This is a genomic window from Micromonospora palythoicola (genome assembly GCF_036689795.1).
In the GTDB taxonomy this organism is placed as follows: Bacteria; Actinomycetota; Actinomycetes; order Mycobacteriales; family Micromonosporaceae; genus Micromonospora; species Micromonospora palythoicola.
The window spans coordinates 50479-71591 of the sequence record NZ_JBAGKI010000018.1 but is presented as its reverse complement, the minus strand read 5'-3'; the positions used below and the strand labels follow the sequence as shown (position 1 = coordinate 71591).

18 protein-coding genes are annotated in these 21113 nt (G+C 72.6%); 5 read left to right on the top strand and 13 right to left on the bottom strand.

All coding sequences use genetic code 11. From position 1 onward, the window contains the following. Positions 1-64 precede the first annotated feature (64 nt). Positions 65-1774, top strand: a complete 1710-nt coding sequence (locus tag V5O40_RS11120; RefSeq protein WP_332905380.1) for an alkaline phosphatase D family protein — start codon at positions 65-67, stop codon at positions 1772-1774. Positions 1775-1826: 52 nt separating this feature from the next. Then, positions 1827-2348: a DinB family protein gene (locus tag V5O40_RS11115; protein WP_332905359.1), complete on the top strand. Its 522-nt coding sequence runs from the start codon at positions 1827-1829 to the stop codon at positions 2346-2348. A gap of 67 nt (positions 2349-2415) precedes the next feature. Here the strand turns inward: V5O40_RS11115 and V5O40_RS11110 are convergent, their stop codons facing one another. The 3 genes from V5O40_RS11110 to V5O40_RS11100 form a co-directional block, all read right to left on the bottom strand. Further along, positions 2416-3036 carry an HAD-IA family hydrolase gene (locus V5O40_RS11110; protein ID WP_332905358.1) on the bottom strand — a complete coding sequence of 207 codons (621 nt, stop codon included), beginning with the start codon at positions 3034-3036 and terminating at the stop codon, positions 2416-2418. Continuing rightward, on the bottom strand, positions 3036-6650 hold the full coding sequence (gene smc, locus V5O40_RS11105; protein WP_332905357.1) for a chromosome segregation protein SMC: 3615 nt from the start codon (positions 6648-6650) through the stop codon (positions 3036-3038). The genes V5O40_RS11110 and smc overlap by 1 nt, the downstream gene beginning before the upstream one ends. A gap of 275 nt (positions 6651-6925) precedes the next feature. After that, positions 6926-7120 carry a hypothetical protein gene (locus V5O40_RS11100; RefSeq protein WP_093401709.1) on the bottom strand — a complete coding sequence of 65 codons (195 nt, stop codon included), beginning with the start codon at positions 7118-7120 and terminating at the stop codon, positions 6926-6928. Between the two features lie 371 nt (positions 7121-7491). On the opposite strand from V5O40_RS11100, the gene V5O40_RS11095 reads away from it, so the two are divergent. Then, the gene (locus V5O40_RS11095; RefSeq protein ID WP_332905356.1) at positions 7492-8805 is read left to right on the top strand and encodes a CAP domain-containing protein; all 1314 of its coding nucleotides are present in this window, start codon (positions 7492-7494) and stop codon (positions 8803-8805) included. 113 nt (positions 8806-8918) lie between these two features. Next, positions 8919-9761, top strand: coding sequence for an endo alpha-1,4 polygalactosaminidase (locus V5O40_RS11090; RefSeq protein ID WP_332905355.1), 843 nt, complete (start codon positions 8919-8921; stop codon positions 9759-9761). A gap of 31 nt (positions 9762-9792) precedes the next feature. Here V5O40_RS11090 and mutM read toward each other — a convergent pair whose 3' ends face one another. From mutM to rsmD, 8 genes are all read right to left on the bottom strand, one after another. Continuing rightward, positions 9793-10644: a bifunctional DNA-formamidopyrimidine glycosylase/DNA-(apurinic or apyrimidinic site) lyase gene (gene mutM, locus V5O40_RS11085; RefSeq protein WP_332905354.1), complete on the bottom strand. Its 852-nt coding sequence runs from the start codon at positions 10642-10644 to the stop codon at positions 9793-9795. Further along, the gene (gene rnc / locus V5O40_RS11080) at positions 10637-11473 is read right to left on the bottom strand and encodes a ribonuclease III (RefSeq protein ID WP_332905353.1); all 837 of its coding nucleotides are present in this window, start codon (positions 11471-11473) and stop codon (positions 10637-10639) included. Before rnc ends, mutM begins: the two co-directional genes overlap by 8 nt. After that, entirely contained in the window at positions 11470-12423 is a 954-nt protein-coding gene (locus V5O40_RS11075; RefSeq protein WP_281583276.1) for a phosphate acyltransferase PlsX, read from the bottom strand. Before V5O40_RS11075 ends, rnc begins: the two co-directional genes overlap by 4 nt. 129 nt (positions 12424-12552) lie before the next feature. Further along, entirely contained in the window at positions 12553-12726 is a 174-nt protein-coding gene (gene rpmF / locus V5O40_RS11070; RefSeq protein WP_091435485.1) for a 50S ribosomal protein L32, read from the bottom strand. A gap of 5 nt (positions 12727-12731) precedes the next feature. Beyond that, the gene (locus tag V5O40_RS11065) at positions 12732-13295 is read right to left on the bottom strand and encodes a YceD family protein (protein ID WP_269739411.1); all 564 of its coding nucleotides are present in this window, start codon (positions 13293-13295) and stop codon (positions 12732-12734) included. A gap of 158 nt (positions 13296-13453) precedes the next feature. Beyond that, positions 13454-13951, bottom strand: coding sequence for an ATP synthase subunit B family protein (locus V5O40_RS11060; RefSeq protein ID WP_332905352.1), 498 nt, complete (start codon positions 13949-13951; stop codon positions 13454-13456). A 239-nt stretch (positions 13952-14190) separates the two neighbouring features. Then, a complete protein-coding gene (coaD, locus tag V5O40_RS11055; protein WP_332905351.1) occupies positions 14191-14676 on the bottom strand; it encodes a pantetheine-phosphate adenylyltransferase in 486 nt (161 codons plus the stop codon). Next, positions 14673-15236, bottom strand: a complete 564-nt coding sequence (rsmD, locus tag V5O40_RS11050; RefSeq protein ID WP_332905350.1) for a 16S rRNA (guanine(966)-N(2))-methyltransferase RsmD — start codon at positions 15234-15236, stop codon at positions 14673-14675. Before rsmD ends, coaD begins: the two co-directional genes overlap by 4 nt. 287 nt (positions 15237-15523) lie before the next feature. On the opposite strand from rsmD, the gene V5O40_RS11045 reads away from it, so the two are divergent. After that, positions 15524-17026, top strand: coding sequence for a cell wall anchor protein (locus V5O40_RS11045; RefSeq protein WP_332905349.1), 1503 nt, complete (start codon positions 15524-15526; stop codon positions 17024-17026). Positions 17027-17185: 159 nt separating this feature from the next. Here V5O40_RS11045 and recG read toward each other — a convergent pair whose 3' ends face one another. Together recG and V5O40_RS11035 are read right to left on the bottom strand one after the other, a co-directional pair. Then, complete coding sequence (gene recG / locus V5O40_RS11040) at positions 17186-19390, bottom strand: ATP-dependent DNA helicase RecG (protein WP_332905348.1); 2205 nt, start codon at positions 19388-19390, stop codon at positions 17186-17188. Further along, on the bottom strand, positions 19387-20988 hold the full coding sequence (locus tag V5O40_RS11035; RefSeq protein ID WP_332905347.1) for a DAK2 domain-containing protein: 1602 nt from the start codon (positions 20986-20988) through the stop codon (positions 19387-19389). Before V5O40_RS11035 ends, recG begins: the two co-directional genes overlap by 4 nt. Positions 20989-21113 lie beyond the last annotated feature (125 nt).

Below are 21113 nucleotides of genomic sequence, written 5' to 3'. Positions count from 1 at the left end.
AGTTGGCAGTGGTGCGCCGCCGGCCGGGTAGTAAAGGATGAAGCTTTCTCGTCTGGAGGTCCGCATGCCCGCCGAGCTGCTCATCGGCCCCCTGCTACGCCGGGTCGTCGGCACTCGGGCCACCGTCTGGGTGGAAACCACGACGCCCGCTGTGGTCACCGTCCGCACGGCCGGTGGCGCCACCGGCACCGCGCCCACCTTCAGCGCGTACGACCACCACTACGCGCTCGTCGTGATCGACGGGCTTACCCCGGACAGCGCCACGACGTACGAGGTGCTGATCGACGAGGAGGTGGTCTGGCCGCTGCCGGACAGTCGTTTCCCGCCCAGTCTCATCCGCACCCGGGCCACCGACGACCGGGACCAGCCGGTCCGCCTGCTCTTCGGTTCCTGTCGGGAGACCACCCAGCACGCGACCACCCGCAAGTTGCCGCCGGACGCGCTCGACGCGTACGCCCGGCGGGTGATGGCCGACCCGGACCCGGCCGCCCTGCCCGACCTGCTGCTGCTGCTCGGTGACCAGGTCTACGCCGACGAGACCTCGCCGACCGTCAAGCGGCTGCTGCGCCGCCGGCGGCGGCGTCCCGAGGGCGCGCCGAAGGACCAGGTGGTCAGCTTCGACGAGTACACCAAGCTCTACCTCGAGTCGTGGCGCGACCCGGAGATCCGCTGGCTCCTCTCCACCGTGCCGAGCGTGATGATCTTCGACGATCACGAGATCATCGACGACTGGAACACCTCGGCCTCCTGGCGGGCCGACATGCGCGAACAGCCGTGGTGGGCCGAGCGGATCGCCAGTGGGTTGGCCTCCTACTGGGTCTACCAGCACCTGGGCAACCTCTCGCCCGACGAGATCACCGCGGACCCGGTCTTCGCCAAGGTGAGCGCGGCGGAGGACGCCACCGGCGTGTTGCGAGAGTTCGGCGCGCGGGTCGACACCGAGGCCGACCTGGCCCACGACACCGAGCGCTGGCGGGCGGTGCAGTACCAGTGGAGCTACGCGCTCGACCTGGGGCGCACCCGCCTGGTGATGCTGGACAACCGGTGCAGCCGGGTGCTGTTGCCGGGTCGGCGGGCGATGCTGCCGCCCGGCGAATGGTCGTGGTTCGTCGACCGCGCCCACGGTGGCTACGACCACCTGGTGGTCGGCTCCTCACTGCCCTGGCTGCTGCCGCCCGGCATCCACCACGTCGAGACGTGGAACGAGAAGCTGGCCGACTCGCCCCGGCGGTGGGTCGCCGGGCTGGGCGAGCGGCTGCGCCGCGCGCTGGACCTGGAGCACTGGGCCGCGTTCCGCCGCTCGTTCGACGCGCTGGCGGAGCTGTTCGCCCGGATCGGCGCCGGCACGCCGGGCGCGCCCGACGACCGCAAGGGCGCCGGGCCGGCGTACCCGCCACCGGCGTCGATCAGCGTGCTCTCCGGCGACGTGCACCACTCGTACGTGGCGCGGGTCAGGTTCGCCGACCACGGTGTCCGCACACCGGTGCACCAGCTCACCTGCTCGCCGATCCACAACCAGGTGCCGGCCGGGATGCGTCCGCTGATGCGGCTGGGGTGGGCACGCGGCCCGGCCGGAGCGGCCCGGGCCCTGGCCCGCACGGCGGGCGTCCGTCGGCCCCTGGTCAAGTGGCGCAAGCTGGCCGGTCCGTACTTCGGCAACGCGGTGGCGACGCTCACCCACGCCGGGCGCGGGGCCGAGGTGATCATCGAGGGCACCACCGGTGACGGTCACCTGCACGTGGTGGCCCGGCAACGGCTCACCGACGGCCACTGAGCGCTCCACAAATCCGTCGCGAGTTGTCAGATATCCGGGCCAGAATCCTCGGATGACTTGGACAGCACCGGCGGTCGACCGAACCCCCGAGCCCTACGTCGGCGACGAGCGCACCATGCTGGAGGGCTGGCTGGACTATCACCGGCAGACCCTCCTGCTCAAGTGTGCCGGCCTCACCGCCGAGCAGCTGCGCACGGCCAGCGTGGCACCGTCCGGCCTCACGCTGCTCGGGCTGGTCCGGCACCTGGCCGAGGTGGAGGCCTGGTGGTTCCGGGAGAACTTCGCCGCCGAGCAGGTCGACTACCCCTACTACACGCTGGACGACCCGGACGCCGACCTCGACGTCGGCGACGCCGACGCCGAGGCGGACTTCGCCACCTACCACCGGGAGGTGGCACAGGCCCGCGCCGCCGTCGTGGGGCGGTCGCTCGACGAGACGTTCACCGAGGTCGGCCCGAAGCGACGCACGTTCAACCTGCGCTGGGTCTACGTTCACATGATCGAGGAGTACGCCCGGCACAACGGGCACGCCGACCTGATCCGCGAACGCATCGACGGCGTCGTCGGGGAGTGACCGGGCGGCCGGCGCCGGTCACGGCAGGTCACCCCCCGGGACACCGCGGCGTGCCGCGGGCCGGGCCTCAGGCGGCCAGCGCGGCCCGCAGATAACGCAGGTCGGCCGGCCCGTTCCAGCGGTACGCCGACAGCCCCGCCGCCCGGGCGCCGCTGATCGCCCGGTCCTCGTCGTCGACGAAGAGCACCCGGGCCGGCGGCGTGTCCAGCGCCGCACAGGCGGCCTGGAAATACTCGGGTGCCGGCTTGTGCACTCCGATGGCCGAGGAGTTGACCACCACGTCCAACTCGTCGGTCAGGTCGAGGGCGGCCAGGTCGGCGTCGAGCAGGTCGGTGGCGTTGGTGCCGAGCCCGACCCGGATGCCGGCGGCTCTCGCCTCGCGGACGAACGCGAGCACCTCGGGGTCGACCTCACCGCGATAGCGCTGCCACTGGGCCACCGCCGCCCGCGCCCGCTCGGCGTCACCGACCGACGGCGTGAGCGCGTCGGCCACGCTTGTCATCCAGTCGGCGTGGCTGACCTGGCCGGTGAGCACCGGTTGCAGCCGCCCCCAGTGCATGGCGATCTCACCGAGCACACCGGCGGAGAGGCCGTACTCCCGCTCGACGGCGGCGGCGACCGCCGGATCCCAGCGCCGCAGCACACCGTCGAAGTCCACCAGGAGCGCCGTCGCGCGTTCCCGAGCCACTACCCGTTCTCCTCGCCGCGGCCCTGCCGCTCGTCATCCCCGTCGGCCCGGTTGAGCCGTTGACTGATCACCTGGGTCACCCCGCCGCGCATCGTCACACCGTAGAGCGCGTCGGCGATCTCCATGGTCCGCTTCTGGTGCGTGATGACGATCAGCTGGCTCTTCTCCCGTAGCTGCGCCAGCAGGGTGATCAGCCGGCCCAGGTTCACGTCGTCGAGGGCCGCCTCCACCTCGTCCATGATGTAGAACGGGCTCGGTCGGGCCCGGAAGATCGCCACCAGCATCGCGACCGCGGTCAGCGACCGCTCGCCGCCGGAGAGCAGCGACAGCCGTTTGATCTTCTTCCCCGGCGGGCGGGCCTCGACCTCGACGCCGGTGGTCAGCAGGTCGTCCGGGTCGGTGAGGATCAACCGGCCCTCGCCACCGGGGAACAACACGGTGAAGACCTGCTCGAACTCTCGCGCGGTGTCGGCGAAGGCGCTGGCGAAGACCTCGAGAATCCGGTCGTCGACGTCCTTGACCACGGTGAGCAGGTCCCGCCGGGTCGCCTTGAGGTCCTCCAACTGCTCGGAGAGGAACTTGTACCGCTCCTCCAGCGCCGCGAACTCCTCGAGGGCGAGTGGGTTGACCTTGCCCAGCAGGGCGAGTTCCCGTTCCGCCTTGGCGGCCCGCTTCTCCTGCACCGGGCGTTCGTAGCGGACCGGTTCGGGAACCGGCAGCCCGTCCCGCTCGGCTGCGGCCACCTCGGCGTCGGTGGGCGGCACCAGCTGACTCGGGCCGTACTCGGCGACCAGGGTCTCGACCGTCAGGCCGAAGTCCTCCGCGGCCTTGGCCTCCAGCTGCTCGATGCGCAACCGTTGCTCGGCGCGGGCGACCTCGTCCCGGTGCACCTGGCTGGTCAGCCGTTCCAGTTCCGCACCGAACCGTTTCGCGGCGGCCCGCACCTCCTGCAACTCCGCCTCGCGGGTGGCCCGTTCCCGCGCCACCGCGTCGCGGTGCTCCTCGGCCCGGGCGATGCTGCTGGTCAGCTGGGTCAACGCCGACCGCGCGCCACCGGCCACCGCGCGGGCGATGGCGGCACCCCGGGTCCGCGCGGCGCGCCGGGCCGCCGCCCGTTCCCGCGCCGCCCGTTCGGCACCGGCCTGCCGGCGCAGCGAATCGGCCCGCCCGGCGATCGAGGCGACCCGCTCCTCGGCGGTACGCACCGCGAGCCGGACCTCCATCTCGTTCTGCCGGGCCTGCGGCACCATGGCGGCGAACTGGTCACGTTCCTCGGTGGAGGGTTCCGCGTCGATCGGGGTCGCCTCCGCCAACCGCAGCCGCTCCTCCAACTCGGCCAGCGTGGTCAGATCCCGCTCCCGGGCCGCCTCGGCGCGCGCTCGGGACTCGCCGAGACGGTCGGTCTCCGCCTTCGCCGACCGCGCGGCGGCACCCAGCTCGGCCAGCCGCCGTGCCGCGGCGTTGCGGTGGCTCTCGGCCTCCCGCTTGGCCGCCGCCGCATGCTGCACCGCCTCCTTGGCGGTGGTCACCTCGGCACGTGCCTCGACCAACTGTTCGCGCAGCTCGGCGCTGGCCCGCTCGGCCGACAGCCGACTGGCCCGCGCCTCCTCGACGGCCGCCTGGACCTCGATGTAGCTGGGCGCCTTGGCCGACCCGCCGGCCGCCGCGTACGCGCCGACCACGTCACCCTCCCGGGTGACCGCCCGCAGTTCGGGATTGCCGGTGACCACCTCGGCGGCGGCCGACAGGTCCGCGACCAGCACCACGTCCCGCAGTGCCCGGTGCACCGCGGGCCGGATCTGCTCGTCGCAGTCGACCAGGTCGGGTGCCCAGTGGGCGCCGTCGGGCAGTTTCGGGCGCAACGCGTCGGCGGAACCCGACATCCCCGGCCCGGCGGGACTGCCGACGAGCAGCCCGGCACGTCCGGCGTCCGAGATCTTCAGCAGGCGCATCGCCTCGACGGCCTCGTCGACGCCGGTCACCGCGACCGCGTCGGCCAGCCCACCGAGCGCCGCGGCGAGCGCCGCCTCGTGGCCCGGCGCCACCGAGAGCAGGCCGGCGAGGCCGCCCAATAGACCGGGCACCTGGTCGGCGCGGGCCAACAGGGCGCCGGCACCGTCCTTGCGGCGCAGGCCGAGGGCGAGCGCCTCCTCCCGCGCCTTCCAGGTCGCGGCGTCCTTCTCCGCCGCCCGCTCCGCGTCCGACAGCGACCGGACCGTGGCCTGTGCCCGCTCCTGGGCGGCGACAGCTTCGGCGTGTCGGGCGTCCAGCTCGGCGTTGTCGCGGTCCGCCTCGGTGGACTGCTCGGCGACCGCGTCCAGCTCGGCCTGGGCCCGCTCGGCGCGGGCCATCGCGTCGGTGTGCGCGGCGGCGAGCCGCTCGATCTCCTCGCCGGCGCTCGTGGTTCGCGCCCGGGCGGAATTCACCTGTCCGGTCAGCCGGGCCAGGCCCTCCCGCCGGTCGGCGATGGCCTTCGCCGCGGCGACCAGTTCCCGCTCGGCGGCGGCGAGTTGCCGCTCCAGCTCCTGGCGGTGCTCGACCGCCTCGGCGAGCCGCACCTGGTCGTCGGTGAGCGCCGCGCGCAGTTCCTCCTCCTGCTCGCGGACCCGCTCGGCTTCGGCCTCCAGCTGTTCCGGGTCCCGTCCCGGACGCTCGTCGTCCGGTGTGGCGGTCAGATGCCGCAGTCGCTCGACGGCGAGCTGCTCGATCGAACGGAACCGTTCCTGCAGGGCGGAGAGCTTGTACCAGGTGTCCTGCGCGGCGGCCAGCAGCGGGGCGTCGGAGGCCAACGCCTCCTCCAGTTCGCCGAGGCGGTACTGCACCTCGGTGTGCTCGGCCTCGACCTGCTCGCGTCGCTGCCGGAGCGCGGTCTCGTCCGCGATCTCCTTGTCCAGGGTGGTCCGCAGGGTGGCCAGGTCGTCGGCGAGCAACCGCAGCCGCGCGTCACGCAGGTTCGCCTGGATGACGGCGGCCCGGCGGGCCACCTCGGCCTGCCGGCCGAGAGGTTTGAGCTGTCGACGCAGCTCGGCGGTGAGGTCGGTGAGTCGGTTCAGGTTGGTCTGCATCGCGTCGAGCTTGCGCAGCGCCTTTTCCTTGCGCTTGCGGTGCTTGAGGACGCCGGCCGCCTCCTCGATGAACGCCCGCCGGTCCTCCGGCTTGGCGTGCAGCATCCCGTCGAGCCGGCCCTGCCCGACGATGATGTGCATCTCCCGGCCGATGCCGGAGTCGGACAGCAGTTCCTGGATGTCGAGCAGCCGGCACGAGTCGCCGTTGATCTCGTATTCGCTCTCGCCGGAGCGGAACATCCGGCGGGTGATGGAGACCTCGGTGTACTCGATCGGCAGGGCGCCGTCGGTGTTGTCGATGGTGAGGGTCACCTCGGCCCGGCCCAGCGGGGCCCGCCCGGCGGTCCCGGCGAAGATGACGTCCTCCATCTTGCCGCCACGCAACGCCTTGGCGCCCTGCTCGCCGAGCACCCAGGCGATGGCGTCGACGACGTTCGACTTGCCGGAGCCGTTCGGGCCCACCACGCAGGTGATCCCCGGCTCCAGCTTGAGCGTCGTCGCGGAGGCGAAGGACTTGAAGCCCTTCACCGTCAGGCTCTTGAGATACACCTTCTCGATCCTCGTCCGGTGGCCGCCGTACCGTCGCCCGGCTGCGCGGACCCTGGTAAACCCGCAGACTAACCCGGGACCGGGTGGAGCACGCCACGCGACCCGCCTGCCCGGCCGTCGGACATCAGCCGGCCCCGACCCCACCCGCGCGTGGCCGAGGCGGTCGGGCACGCACAGAGCTGCGCGCCGGCACAGGGTGTCGGCGCGCTCGGTGCGGTGGTGCTATTCAGTTGTGGCGACCGGTTGCGGCGGTCGCTGTCGTGCGACCAGGTGGATCAGGTCAGCGCGGGCTCGGCCAGACGGAGCAGATCGTCCGCCTCCGCCGCAGCCGCCGCGAGCCGATCGTTCTCGGCGCGCAGCCGCGTGACCTCGAACTCCAGTGACTGAACCCTGGCACGCAGTCGGGTGACCTCGTCGAGCAGGCGCCGGTCGGGCGCCGCACCTACGTGGCCGTAGAGGGCCTTCGCCATTTTTACTCCTTGATGTGCGCTGCCGGAGAGGCCGGCCAACGCGCGCCCATGTGAACGCGACTACCACTCCCACACATTCTGGGCATGGCCGGGCGCGACTGGCGACAACACCATATTGAGCCGACAGCCCCTGCTTCGTCAAGTTCTCGCAGGCCGTAGATCATCTCGACGTCGGCCACACCCGTCACGGGGGGCTGCCACCAGGCGCGGACACGCTCTGTCCGGACACCCCGACTCTACGCTCCGGAATCACCGAACACCTCACCCGGACGTACCGGCTCCTCTTAACTCTTCCTTAGCCAGATTGCCGCTGCTCAGACACAACACGTAGCGTCACCCCGGCCCGTAACTGACCCGTGGAGGCGACAGGCGTGCACGGCTGGAATGATCCGATCGACCCGGAGCGCACCCCGTGGCGAGCGGAACCGCCGACCGACGATCCGGCCTGGTTGACCGACCGGCCAGCGCCACGGTCGTCCTACCTGTTCGGCGACGATCCGGCGGAGCCGTCCGACGGGTGGTACCGCGAGCAGCCGACCGAGCAGTGGCGGTCCGACGCTGCCGCGCACCCGGCCACGGAGGCGTACCGGCCGGCGGAGCAGCCGTACCCGACAGCGGGACCGGACTGGTACGACACCCCCGGCGCGCGGCACCAGCGGACCGGACGGCACCACCGCGACGACGAGCCCACCGCCGCCGATGCCACCGACTGGCCCACGCACCACGCCACGCCACAGGAGAGCGCGTACGCCTACGATGATCGGCCCGACTGGTACACCGATCAGGCCGTCGGGTACACCGACCGGACCGACGTGTACGCCGAACCGGTCGTTGGCCCGCACTACGGCCCGCCGCAGACCGGACACCGGGAGCTGGGCGGTGTCGACGAGCCGGCACCCGAGCCGACCGCCGCGACCCGTCGGTCCCGCCGGCTGCCGCGACCCCTGGTGATGGGGGGTGCCGCCGCGGCCGCCACGCTCGTGGTGAGCATCGGCGTCGCCGCCCTCGCGCTGCCCGGAGACGGCGCCCCGACCGACACCACGGCGGACCAGGCACCGGTCGCCAGCGCGCCCGCCGCGCCGGAGGAGGATCCGGCGCTCACGCTCGACCTGCCCGAGAGCACCAGCCCGAGCGCCAGTCCCAGTGTCTCCCCGAGCACCGCCACGGCAGCACCGTCACCGAGCCGGACCACCCGGGCCAGGCCCGCGCCCTCGCGGAGCACCGCCCCCTCCCGGCTCGGCACCGACCGCCAGGGCAGCCCGAGCCGGGCCGCCTCGGCCAGCCCGTCGCCCTCCGACGACGTCACCGCCGAGGCCGCCGAGGTGGTCAAGCTGGTCAACGCCGAGCGGGCGAAGGCCGGCTGCGGCGCGTTGAGCATCGACGACAAGTTGATGACCGCGGCCCAGCGGCACAGCCAGGACCAGGCCGACCACCGGAACATGTCGCACACCGGCAGCGACGGCAGCGATCCCGGCGACCGGATCGACCGGGTCGACTACGCCTGGCGTACCTACGGCGAGAACGTCGCCTGGAACCAGCGGACGCCCGCGGCGGTCATGGACGCCTGGATGAACAGCGACGGACACCGTGCCAACATCCTCAACTGCGCCTTCACCGAGATCGGCGTCGGCGTGGCGCGCAGCAACGGCCCGTACTGGACGCAGGTCTTCGCCGCGCCGCGCTGATTCGGCCGCGAATCCTCGTCGGGTCCGTGCTCGTTTGACCGGGTGGGTACGCCGGGACCCGGCGTACCGGGCTCGGGCGGCCCGACGCCGCCCCGCGACCTGCGGAGCTGGCGATGCGGTTCGGCCTGGGTGGGCGACCGGCCCGGTGGGTGCACCGCCGGGCGCTGCCGGCCGGCCTGACGTTCACCCTGCTCGTGACCGCCGCGGCCTGCCGACCTGACCTCACCCCGCCCGGAGCACCGACCAGTTGGCCGACCACCTCGACGCGGCACTGGCAGTGGCAGTGGCAGCTGGACGGGGTGCTCGATCCGGCCGTCGAGGCGGACGTGTTCGTCCTCGACCCGGTCGACACCACCGCCGCGCAGACCAGCGAGCTACGGTCCCGGGACCGTCGGCTGGTCTGCCAGGTGCACGTCGGTTCGGTGCACCCGACCGACCCCGATGCCAGCCGCTACCCGGCCCGCGTCCGCGGCGCGACGACGGCCCGGACCGGGCGGGTCTGGCTCGACGTACGCCGGTGGGACGTCCTGCGGCCGGTGCTGGCCGACCGGTTCCGGCTCTGTCGTGGCAAGGGTTTCGGGGCCGTGGTGTTCGCCGACGCCGACGGCTACGACAAGCGCTCCGGCTTCGCGCTGGAGTTCGACGACCAGTTGACGTTCAACCGCAAGCTCGCCGCGCTGGCCCGCTCGCTCGATCTCTCCCCCGGGCTGCTCAACAACCTGCCGCAGGTCGCCGCGCTGGCACCGGACTTCGACTTCGGCGTCAACGAGGAGTGCGTACGGCTGGACCGGTGCGACAAGTTGCTGCCCTTCGCCGATGCCGGCAAGCCGGTGTTCCACGTCGAGTACACCGGTGCCACCACCGACTTCTGTGTCACAAGCGTCGGCTACGGCTTCGCCTCGATCCGTAAGAACCGCGTCCTGGACGCGTGGCGCCTGCCCTGCCCAGCTCCCTGACAGTGCCCCTGCCGCCCGACAGTGGGCGGGGTCAGGGGCGCGAGCGGGGGCGGGGTTGGCAGCGGGGGCAGCTGTAGGACGAGCGGTTCATGAAGGCCTCGCGGCGGATCGGTGCGCCGCAGCGACGGCAGGGCTGCCCCTCCCGCCCGTACGCGTTCAACGACCGGTCGAAGTAGCCGCTCTCGCCGTTGACGTTCACGTAGAGGGCGTCGAAGCTGGTGCCCCCCGCGGTGATCGCCTCACCGAGGACGTCCCGCACGTGCGCGAGCAGCCGGTGGGCGGCCGGGCCGGTGAGCGCGTCGGTGGACCGGGTGCCGTGCAGCCCGGCCCGCCACAGCGCCTCGTCGGCGTAGATGTTGCCCACGCCGGAGATCAGGCTCTGATCGAGCAGCGCCCGCTTGACCTCGGTGCGCCTCCGGCGCAGCGCGGCCACGAACTCCGCGTCGGAGAACTCCGGATCAAGCGGATCGCGGGCGATGTGGGCGATCTCCGCCGGCAACGTGCCGCCGCCCTCGCTCACCGACAGCCCGCCGAACGTACGCTGGTCGACGAAGCGCAGCTCGGGGCCGCCGTCGTCGAAACGGAACCGGACCCGCAGGTGCGTCTCGTCGGGCGCGTCCGCCGGTTGCAGCAGCAGTTGCCCGGACATCCCGAGATGCCCGACGACGGCGTCCCCGCTGTCCAGCGGCAGCCAGAGATACTTCCCGCGTCGACGGACGTCGAGTACCTCTCGGCCGGCCAGCACGTCGGCGAAGTGTGCGCCGCCGGGCACGTGGCGACGGACCGCCCGGGGATGGCGTACCTCCACCGAGTGGATCCGGCGGCCGGTGATCCAGCGGGACAGGCCCTGCCGGACGGTCTCCACCTCCGGCAGCTCAGGCATGGTGCGCCTGGGCCTCGACCTCGTCAACCAGGCTCCGCTGGCCGTCGACCGTCCCGTTGACCTGCCCGTCGACCGTGCCGTCGGCGGTCGTCCCGGCCTGGCCCTCGGCGGTCTGCTCCGCCTCGTCGGTGAGGGTCCGCCACGCCGACTCCGCCGCCCGCTGCTCGGCTTCCTTCTTGCTCCGCCCGTCGGCACCGCCGTACCGGTTGCCGGCCACCACCACCCACGCGGTGAAGGTCTTCAGGTGGTCCGGCCCGGTGCCCTCGATCCGGTACTCCGGAACGCCGAGGCCGAGCGCGGCCGTCAGTTCCTGCAGGCTCGTCTTCCAGTCCAGCGCGGCGCCCCGGCCGGCGGACTCGACCATCAGCGGGTCGAACAACCGGTGGATGACGATGGCGGCGGTGTCCAGGCCGTACTGGAGGTAGATCGCGCCGAGCAGCGCTTCGAGGGTGTCGGCGAGGATGCTGGCCTTGTCCCGACCGCCGGTGGTCTCCTCGCCCTTGCCGAGCAGCAGGTAGGGGCCGAGCCCGTCCGGGCCCAGGCCACGCGCCACGTCGGCGAGCGCACGCATGTTGACCACGCTGGCACGCAGCTTCGCCAGCTGGCCCTCCGGCAGGTCGGGATGGTTCTGGAAGAGCGCGGTCGTGATCACCACACCCAGCACCGAGTCGCCGAGGAACTCCAGCCGCTCGTTGGTGGGCAGGCCGCCGTTCTCGTACGCGTACGAACGGTGGGTCAGCGCGCGTTCCAGCAGCTCCGGGTCCAGCGAGACGCCGAAGGCGGCCTCCAGGTGGCCGATCTCGGGTCGCCGGCGCTTGTCGTTGCTCATGATGTGCGTACCTCGGTGTCGGTCGTGCGATCGGTGCGGTCCCCGCCGAGCAGCGCGGCGACCCGCTCGGTGGCGTCGCGCCGCCAGAGGTGGGCGGCCAGGGCGATGCCGGAGGCGATGTCGTCGGCGCGGGCGGCGCCGTGGCAGACGACGACGGTGCCGGCCACGCCGAGCAGCGCGGCGGCCCGGGGCGCACCGCCACCGGGCGGGTTCCCGCCGGCCATGGCGTACGCGCCTTCGATGGCTTTGAGCAGCACGTTACCGGTGAAGCCGTCGGTGACCACCACGTCGGCGCTGGTGCCGAGGCAGACGTCGTAGCCCTCGACGAGCCCGACGTAGCGGGCGTCACCGGGCAGCGCCGCCGCGCCGAGCACGGGGTCGGTGAGCCGGCGAGCCCGGTCACCCTTGCCGGCCTCGGTGCCCACGGAGAGCAGCCCCACCCGGGGCGCGGTGATGCCGTGGGCGACCGCGGCGTAGGCGGCGCCGAGGGCGGCGTTGCGGGCGAGGGTCGCCGGGCTCGGCTCCAACGAGCCACCCACGTCGAGCAGGACGACGGTGCCGGAGACGGCGGGCAGCGCGGCGGCGAGGGCCGGGCGCCGGACATCGGGCCAGCGACCGAGGACGAGGGCGGCGGCGGTGACGGTCGCACCGGTGGACCCCGCGGAGACCAACGCGTCGGCGTAACCGGCCCGCACGGCCGCCACGGCCGCCCGGACGGTGGTGTCGGCACGCGCCGCGCTGGGGTCGTCGGCCATGTCGACGACGGAGTGGGTCGGTCGGACCGTGATCCGGTCCCGTTGCGCCGGATCCAGGGCGTCGATCAACGCGCCGGCGACCCGGGTCGGTCCGACGAGAAGCAGGTGCAGGTCCGGGTCGTCGCACACCGCCCGCAGAGCGCCGTCCACCACGACGGCGGGAGCGTCGTCCCCGCCGAGGAGGTCAACGGCGATCCGTGCGACGCCCGGCTCCGTCTCGACGCCGACCGGCCTGGGCCGGCCGGCGTCGGCCGGAGTTGCGGACGACCGCCGGGGGGTGTGCGTCACCCGACCTGTGGTCGGAGACGTCACGCGCCGTCCGGGTCAGACCTCAAGGACCTGGCGGCCGTTGTAGGTGCCGCAGACCGAGCAGGCGGCGTGCGGCAGCTTCGCGGACTTGCACTGCGGGCAGGCGACGGTCGCGACCGCCGCGGCCTTCCAGTTCGCCCGGCGGGACCGGGTGTTGCTGCGCGACATCTTGCGCTTGGGGACGGCCACGGTTCTTACTCCTCTGTACGGGTCAGTTGCGACAGGCCCGCCCAACGCGGGTCGATCTGCTGGTGGCTGTGATCGGCCGGCAGATCGTCCCGGTGCACCCCGCATTCGGGGCACAGACCTGGGCAGTCCTGACGGCAGAGCGGGTTGTTCGGCAGCGCGAGCACCACCGCGTCCCGCAACGCCGGTTCCAGGTCGATCAGGTCGCCCTGCATTCGACCGACCTCGTCTTCCTCGGTGGTGACGTCCGTGGTGCTGTTCTCGTACGCGTACAGCTCCTGGATCGTCACCGTCACCGAGTCGTTGATCTCGCGCAGGCAGCGGCCGCACTCGCCCCGGATCGGACCGCTGACGGTCCCCGAGACGAGCACCCCCTCGGACACCGACTCCATCCGCAGATCGAGGTCGAGGCCCGCGCCCTCCGGCACGCCGATCAACTCCACACCGAGGTCCGACGGTGCCGGGACCACCCGTTCGACGGTACGCAGAGCACCAGGTCGGCGTGGCAGCTCCCTCGTGTCGAGGACCAGCGGCGACCTGGGGTCGAGTGAAGTGGGTGAGTTCTTGGGCATAGTCAGACTCCGGCCGGTGAGAGGCCGACAAACGAGGTTACCTGGACGGACGCCCCAGCGTCGAACCGGGGTGACCAGCCGGAGCGGCGGTCGGTCCCGGCGGCGGCGGATTGGTCCGGTCGGCGGCGGACGATCCGTTCGGCGGCGGCGGTGCGAGGTCAGAAGGGCAGCGGCCGCTCCGCCTCGTCTCCGGCGAAGGTGCCGATCTCCCGCAGCGCGTGCATCTTGTCCCGGCCGCGCTCTATCGAGGCCAGCGCCCGGGTGAGGAACTGTTCGAAGTTGGCCAGCGCGGTGTCGACGTAGTCGTCGACCTCCTCGCGCAGCCGCTGCGCCTCCGCCCGCGCCTCGGCGATGATCCGGGCACCCTCGTGCTCGGCGGAGACGGTGATCTCGTTCACCGAGACCAGGCGGGCGTGTTCCGCCTCACCCTCGCTGACGATGCGGTCGGCCTCCCGCTTGCCGGCCTCCATGATCTTGTCCCGCTCCTCCAGCAGGGCGGCGGCGCGGCGCAGGTCGGCCGGAAGTCCTTCGCGCAGTTCGTCGAGGGCACCGATCATCTCACTCCGGTCGACCATGCAGTTGTTGCGCGACATCGGCACGGAGCGCGCCTGCTCCACGATGCTGATCAGTTCGTCGATGCGGTCGAGCGGGTCCACCGGTACCTCACTCCTGTCATTCGTCGGGCCGACCTACATCATGCGGGCTGTGGCCGGTTTCCCGCTTCACCCAATGATGTCGTCCCCCACCACCCCCGCACCGCCCCCTCCCCGGGCGTGTCGTCCCACCCCACCCCACCCACCCCGCGATCTTGCACTTCCTGTCCCCGCAAACCACGTCGAAAGCGACAGAAGGGCGACCACAAGTGCAAGATCGCGGGGTGGGACGGGTGGGGGTGTCAGGGGGGTGGGGGGGCCAGGCGGGCCTTGAGGGCGTCGCGGACCACGTCGGGTACGTGGGGCGTGACGTCGCCGCCCCACTTGGCCACGTCCTTCACCAGGCTTGACGAGAGGAAGGAGTAGAGCGGGTTGGTGGGCATGAACAGCGTCTCGACACCGGCGAGACCGATGTTCATCTGGGCCATCTGCAACTCGTAGTCGAAGTCGCTGACCGCCCGCAGTCCCTTGATCAGCACGGTTGCCCGCTGCGCCCGGCAGAAGTCCACGAGCAGGCCCCGGAAGGACGCCACCCGCACGTTGCCGTAGGAGGCGGTCACCTCACGGAGCATCTCGATCCGCTCCTCGACGGTGAACAGGCCGCTCTTCGACTGGTTGACCAGTACGCCGACGATCACCTCGTCGAACAGCCGGCTGGCCCGGCCGATGATGTCGAGGTGACCGTTGGTGACCGGGTCGAACGATCCGGGACACACCGCACGTCTCATGATCGGCGACCGTACCAAAGGGTGGTCTCGCCGTACCGGCGACTGCGCTGGCCAGTGATGCCTTCCACCCACTCGACCGGTCCGCCACGGCTGGACCGCTCCACCACCACCAATGCCTCCGGCGCCAGCCAGCCCCCGTCCACCAGAGCGGCGAGCATCGCGCGGACGCCGTCGTCCGGCAGTGCGTACGGCGGATCGGCGAAGACGACGTCGTACGGCTCACCCGCCACGCCGGTGGCCAGAACGGTGGCGACCTTGCCGGCGACCAGCCGGGCCGAGGCCCCGACCCGCAGCGCCGTCAGGTTCTCCCGGATCACCCGGGCGGCGCGTGGGTCGGACTCGACAAGCAGCACGTGCTCCGCGCCCCGCGACAGCGCCTCCAGGCCGACCGCGCCCGAGCCGGCGTAGAGGTCGGCGAAGCGGGCACCGTCGAGGTCCAACTCGGCCTCGACCGCGCTGAACAACGCCTCACGTACCCGGTCGGAGGTGGGTCGGGTGCCGGCACCGGGCGGGGCGGTGATCCGCCGACCGCCGAGGCTGCCGGCGACGATGCGGGTCATCGCTCGCTCCTGCTCACCTTGCTGACGCTACGCGAGACCGGGAATCGGAGCGGGCGGCCCCCGTTTGATCACCGTGGGTGGATCAATGATCTCACATTCATAACATCTCACTTAAGCTTCCCTGAGGGCTGTTTCGTTTCTCACGATCTCGCTAGGGTCTGCCCGGTGCCGGCGTCATGGCCGCCGGTCATCGGCACGGGAGGCACCCTCTCAGGCGCGGCACGTGCCGCCAGCGCCGTCCGTCCCGCCCGCGCCGACCCTGACGCTTCTTCACCCCGGGAGTACGCGTGATCCGACCCAAGCTGTCGCTCCGGCGGCCGCTGGCTGTCCTGGCAGCCGCCCTCATCGGCCTGACCGGAGCGGCGGCGGTGGCCACCCCCGCCGCCGCACACCACACCACCATCACCGCCACCGTCGTCTGCGACCAGCTCAGTGGTGAGCGGGTGATCACGTGGACGGTGGCCAACAGCGAGCGCAGGACTGCCGCCACGGTCAAGAAGGTGACCGCCGAGCCGTCGACTCCGGTCCAGGTCCTCGTGCCGGGTGCCGAGCCCGTCGACCTGCAGGGTGTGGCGATCCCCCGGGGCGGCTCGGTTCAGGCCGTACAGCGTGTTCCGGGCACCACCGAGAGCGCCAAGCTCATCGTCGAGGGCCGCTGGGACAACCGGCGGGAGAAGACCAACGAGGGCACCATCAACCTCGCCGCCGACGGTGCGTGCACGCCGGCGCCGAAGTGCGTCGACGCCAGCGAGGCGAAGTACAGCCACACCTTCGACGGCCCGAAGGGCACGGCGACGGTCAAGCTGGAGGGTGACCTGCCGCTGTGCGGCGAGGAGAAGCAGTACTTCACGCTGGTGTCGTACTTCGCCCCGCGCCCGCAGTTCGCCACCCCGCAGTACGTCTACGGCGAGCCGGACAGCGACTTCCTCGGCGCCGGCCAGAACGAGATCGAGCTGAACGTCGGTGTCCCGGACTGCCACACCCAGGTCGACCTGATCTGGGGCGGCGTCGACGAGGTCATCGACCCGCTGGTTGAGAACGGCAAGCGCTACGGCTCGAAGAAGCTGGGCGACAAGGGTGCGCCCGGCAACCGCTCGTCGGGCCCGCAGGGCTGGTACAACGGCGGCAGCAAGAACTGCACCACCCCGGCGTCCACCTTCGCCTCCGCCTGCGACGGCAGCGTCACCGTCTCGCTGAGCAACGACGGTTCGATCTCCAAGTACCCGGTGGAGTTCGAGGTCCGGGGCGAGAACGGCTGGTCCAAGACCGTCACGGTCGAGCCGGGCAAGGCCGACAACGAGACCGTGGTGCCCGCCGAGAACGCCGGCAAGATCGAGGTGCTGGTCGACGGCGAGGTCATCGAGAACGGCACGTACTCCTGGGAGCGTCCCGAGGACTGCCCGCTGCCGACGGTGACCACCGACGCGGACTGCGAGACCTTCGGGCTGACCGCGTCGAACCCGGAGGGTGGCATGCCGGTCAAGGTGGAGTTCACCTACGGCGACAAGACCGAGACCCGTACCGTCGCGCCGGGCTCGTCGGAGAAGGTCACCTTCCCGGCCGGTGACGAGGAGGTGGCGCTGGTCGTCCTGCCGGAGCTGGGCCTGGAGCTTGAGGTCGTCTACGCGCCCGAGGGCTGCGGTGGCGGTGGCGGCGGCGAGGAGCCGCCGGGCCTGCCGGTGACCGGTGCCGCGGCCGGCGGCATCGCCGCGGGCGCGATCGCCCTGCTGGCGCTGGGCGCGGTCCTGTTCGTGATGGCGCGGCGGCGGCGGATCCACTTCACCGCCTGAGCCGAGCCGGCCAACTGAATTGATCTGAACCGCCCCGGTGCCCATATCGGCACCGGGGCGGTTCACGTTTCAGCGCAGGTCCGCCGACGGGCCGACCTGTCGAAGCCGGCGGGCGCTGCCGACCGGCGCACGACCGTGGCGTCGACCACCAACGGACGGTCAGCCCTTTTCGAGGTACTCTGCGCGGTCCTCGTCGACGAGCGCGGCAACCGAGGCGGCGAGCGCCGGATGCCGGGCCAGTTCCGGATCCTCCTCGACCAGGGCGATCGCCTCCGCCCGCGCGTCTCTGATCAGGTCCGCGTCGCGCAGCAACGACAGCAGGCGCAGGTGGGAACGACGACCGGACTGGGTGGCACCCAGCACGTCACCCTCCCGCCGCTGTTCCAGGTCCAGCTCGGCGAGCTTGAAACCGTCAGTGGTGGAGGCGACCGCGTCCAGCCGCTCCCGCGCCCCGCTGCCGTCGGGCGCCTCGGTCACCAGCAGGCAGAGCCCGGCAGCGCTGCTCCGGCCCACCCGGCCACGCAACTGGTGCAGCTGCGAGACGCCGAACCGGTCGGCGTCCAGCACCACCATCATCGTCGCGTTGGGTACGTCCACCCCCACCTCGACCACCGTGGTGGCCACCAGCACGTCCAGCTCTCCGGCGGCGAAGGAGCGCATCACCGCGTCCTTCTCGTCGGCCGGCAGCCGGCCGTGCAGGACACCGATCCGTAGCCCGTGCAGCGGCCCGTCGGCCAGCAACGGCGCGACGTCGGTCACCGCGAGCGGTGGCCGCCGCTCCGAGTCGTCGACCGCCGGCGGTTCCTCCTCGGCCCCCGACGTCGAATCCCCGATCCGAGGACAGACCACGTACGCCTGATGGCCGGCGGTGACCTCCTCCCGCAGCCGCCGCCAGGCACGGTCGAGGAAGGCCGGCTTCTCCGCGGCCGGCACGACGTGCGAGGCGATCGGCGAGCGACCGCGCGGCAACTGGGACAGGGTGGAGATCTCCAGGTCGCCGTAGACCGTCATGGCCACCGTACGAGGGATCGGAGTGGCGGTCATCACCAGTACGTGCGGCGGCTGCTCCGCCTTGGCCCGCAACGCGTCGCGCTGCTCGACGCCGAACCGGTGCTGTTCGTCGACCACGACCAGACCCAGGTCGGCGAAGTCGACCCCCTCGTAGAGCAGGGCGTGGGTGCCGAGCACGATGCCGGCCGCGCCGCTGGCGACCTCGGCCAACGCCCGACGCCGCGCCGCCGCGCCCAGCGAGCCGGTGACCAGTTCCACCCGGGTGGCGTGCTCGGCGGCGCCCAGCTCACCGGCCCGGGCGAGCGGGCCGAGCAGGTCGAGCATGCCCCGGTGGTGTTGGGCGGCGAGCACCTCGGTGGGGGCCAGCAACGCGGCCTGCCCGCCCGCGTCGACCACCTGGAGCATCGCCCGCAGCGCCACCACGGTCTTGCCGGAGCCGACCTCGCCCTGCAACAGCCGGTGCATCGGGTGACCGGTCGCGAGATCGGCGGCGATCTCGACGCCCACGTCACGCTGCCCGGCGGTCAGCTCGTACGGCAACCGGGCGTCGAAGGCGTCGAGCAGACCACCCGGTCGCCCCGGTCGGGGGCGCGCGGGCGACGCGGCGGCGTCCCGCTTGCGGCGGACCAGGGTCACCTGCACGGCGAACGCCTCGTCCCACTTCAGCCGCCGACGGGCCCGGTACAGCTCCTCCCGGCTGGACGGCCGGTGGATCTCCCGTAGCGCGGTGCCCAGGCCGACCAGGTTCCGACTGGCCCGCACCGTCGCCGGCAGCGGATCATCCGGCGGGGCCACCGTGTCCAACACCACCCGGACGCAGCGGGCGATGACCCAGGTGGGCACCGCCGCGGCGGCCGGATAGACCGGAATGAGCGCCCCGGCGAACTCCTCGATCTGCTCGCTGGCCGCCACCTCGCTGTCGGTCTGCTCCCCGAGCAGGACGTACTCCGGCCCGTTGAGCTGCCGCCGACCCCGGAACTCGGTGACCTTCCCGGCGAACAGCCCCCACCGGCCCGGCCGCAGTTCCCGTTCGCGCCACGCCTGGTTGCCGAAGAAGGTGAGGGTGAGGCTGCCACCGGAGCCGTCGCCGACGGTGACCTCCAGCAGGTTGCCCCGCCGCTGCCGCATCGGTCGTACGGCGGTGCGCTGCACCTGGGCCAGCACGGTGACCTGCTCGCCGACGTCCAACGCGCGGATGTCGGTGTGCTCGCCACGCTCGTCGTAGCGGCGGGGAAAGTGGTAGATCAGGTCACCCGCGGTGTGCAGGTCGAGGTGGCCGGCCAGCGCCTTGGCGGTCTTCTCACCCACCAGCTTCTTCAGCGGGGTGTCCAGATCGGACGGCTCGACGGTCATTCGACACCGACCAGCAACGGATGATGTGGTTGCCCACCCGGGTACGCCTGCACCTCGACGAAGGGCCAGCGCGCCGTGATGTGCGTGCGTACCGCGTCGACCAGCCCGTCGGGGGCGTCGGCGCCGACGAGCAGGGTGACCAGCTCGCCGCCACCGCCGAGCATCCGGTCGACAAGGGCGACGCAGGTGTCCACCAGGTCGGCGCCGATCAGGTTCACCTCCCCCTCGACCAGGGCGAGCACGTCACCGGCGCGGCACGGTCCGGCGACGGTGAGCGCGTCCCGGCCGGCCCGGCACACCTCGGCGTACCGGCAGGCGCCGGCCGCCTCGGCCATCGCGATCACGTCGTCGGCGAAGCGACGCCCCGGGTCCCGCACGGCCAGCGCCGCCAGCGCCTGCACCGGTGAGCGGGTCGGCACCACGGCCACCTCCACCCCCAGCCGGTGCGCCTCCGCGACGACCTCGTTCGCCACCGCCTGCGCGGCCGGGTCGTTGGGCAGCACCACCACGTGGGCCGCGCCGGTGGCGCGTACCGCGTCGAGCAGTTCGCCGGTCGACGGATCGCCGGGCACCACCACCGCTCCCTCGGCGGCGAGCAACTCGGCGATCCCGGCACCCGCGGCCACCACCACGGCGGCCCGCCCGTCGGACGACCGGGGCGGCACGGGCTCCGGTTGGTCGGCGAAGCGGGTCACCGCGATCTGGTGCGGGCGGCCGGCGACCACGCCCGCCTCGATCGCCGCGCCGACGTCGTTGACGTGCACGTGGACCTGCCAGGTGCCGTGGTCACCGACGACCACCAGGGAATCACCGAGGTCGGCGAGGGTGGCCCGCATCCGCCGCACCGCGGCGGGCTCGGCGTCGAGCAGGAACTGCACCTCGTAGGCGTACTCGGTCGAGCCGGTCTCCCGGGCGACGGTGACCGGCGGTCGCACCGACGAGAAGCTGGCCGCCGGCCGCACCGGGCTGTCCCCCGCCACCACCTCGACCAGGGCGTCGAGCAGCAGGCACAGCCCCTGCCCACCGGCGTCGACCACCCCGGCCCGGGCCAGCGCCGGCAACTGCTCGGGGGTACGGGCCAGCGCGCCGGCCGCGGCGTCGGCCGCCGCCCGGGCCACCAGGCGCAGCTCGTCGCTGCCGGCCCGCTCGGCCGCGTCGGCCGCGGCCGAGACCACCGAGAGCAGGGTGCCCTCGACCGGGCGGGCCACCGCCGCGTACGCCGCGTCGGTCGCCTCGCGCAGCGCCGCCGCCAGCTCCCGGCCCCGCACCTGGGGGGTGGCGGCCAGCGCGTCGGCGAGGCCGCGCAGGATCTGCGACAGGATCACCCCCGAGTTGCCCCGCGCGCCGAGCAGGGCGCCCCGGGCCATCAGGCGCAACGCGTGCCCGTGCGCGGTCGCGACGCCGTCGGCGTGGGTGTCGAGATCCATCGCGAGCGCCTGGTGTGCGGAGGTGAGGGTGAGCACCAGGTTGGTGCCGGTGTCACCGTCGGGCACCGGGTAGACGTTCAGCTCGTCGATCTCACCCTGGTGCCGCTTGAGCGCGGCCAGGCCGCTGGCGCACCAGCGGCGCACGGCGGCGGCGTCGAGGGTGTCCAGCACGGTGGCAGCCTACTGGCGTACGCTGACACTCGCCCGGCACCGGGTGGGTGCGCCCCGGTCGGGTTTCCCGGCACGGTGCTGCCCGCGTCGGATGCCGAGCCGTCTCGGCGGCCGAGCCCGGTTGG

Bases quoted from the DNA above. Each gene is read 5' to 3' on its own strand.
- V5O40_RS11120 (WP_332905380.1), top strand. From the start codon at position 65: ATGCCCGCCGAGCTGCTCATCGGCCCCCTGCTACGCCGGGTCGTCGGC.
- V5O40_RS11115 (WP_332905359.1), top strand. From the start codon at position 1,827: ATGACTTGGACAGCACCGGCGGTCGACCGAACCCCCGAGCCCTACGTC.
- V5O40_RS11100 (WP_093401709.1), bottom strand. From the start codon at position 7,120: ATGGCGAAGGCCCTCTACGGCCACGTAGGTGCGGCGCCCGACCGGCGC.
- V5O40_RS11090 (WP_332905355.1), top strand. From the start codon at position 8,919: ATGCGGTTCGGCCTGGGTGGGCGACCGGCCCGGTGGGTGCACCGCCGG.
- mutM (WP_332905354.1), bottom strand. From the start codon at position 10,644: ATGCCTGAGCTGCCGGAGGTGGAGACCGTCCGGCAGGGCCTGTCCCGC.
- rnc (WP_332905353.1), bottom strand. From the start codon at position 11,473: ATGAGCAACGACAAGCGCCGGCGACCCGAGATCGGCCACCTGGAGGCC.
- V5O40_RS11065 (WP_269739411.1), bottom strand. From the start codon at position 13,295: ATGCCCAAGAACTCACCCACTTCACTCGACCCCAGGTCGCCGCTGGTC.
- coaD (WP_332905351.1), bottom strand. From the start codon at position 14,676: ATGAGACGTGCGGTGTGTCCCGGATCGTTCGACCCGGTCACCAACGGT.
- rsmD (WP_332905350.1), bottom strand. From the start codon at position 15,236: ATGACCCGCATCGTCGCCGGCAGCCTCGGCGGTCGGCGGATCACCGCC.
- recG (WP_332905348.1), bottom strand. From the start codon at position 19,390: ATGACCGTCGAGCCGTCCGATCTGGACACCCCGCTGAAGAAGCTGGTG.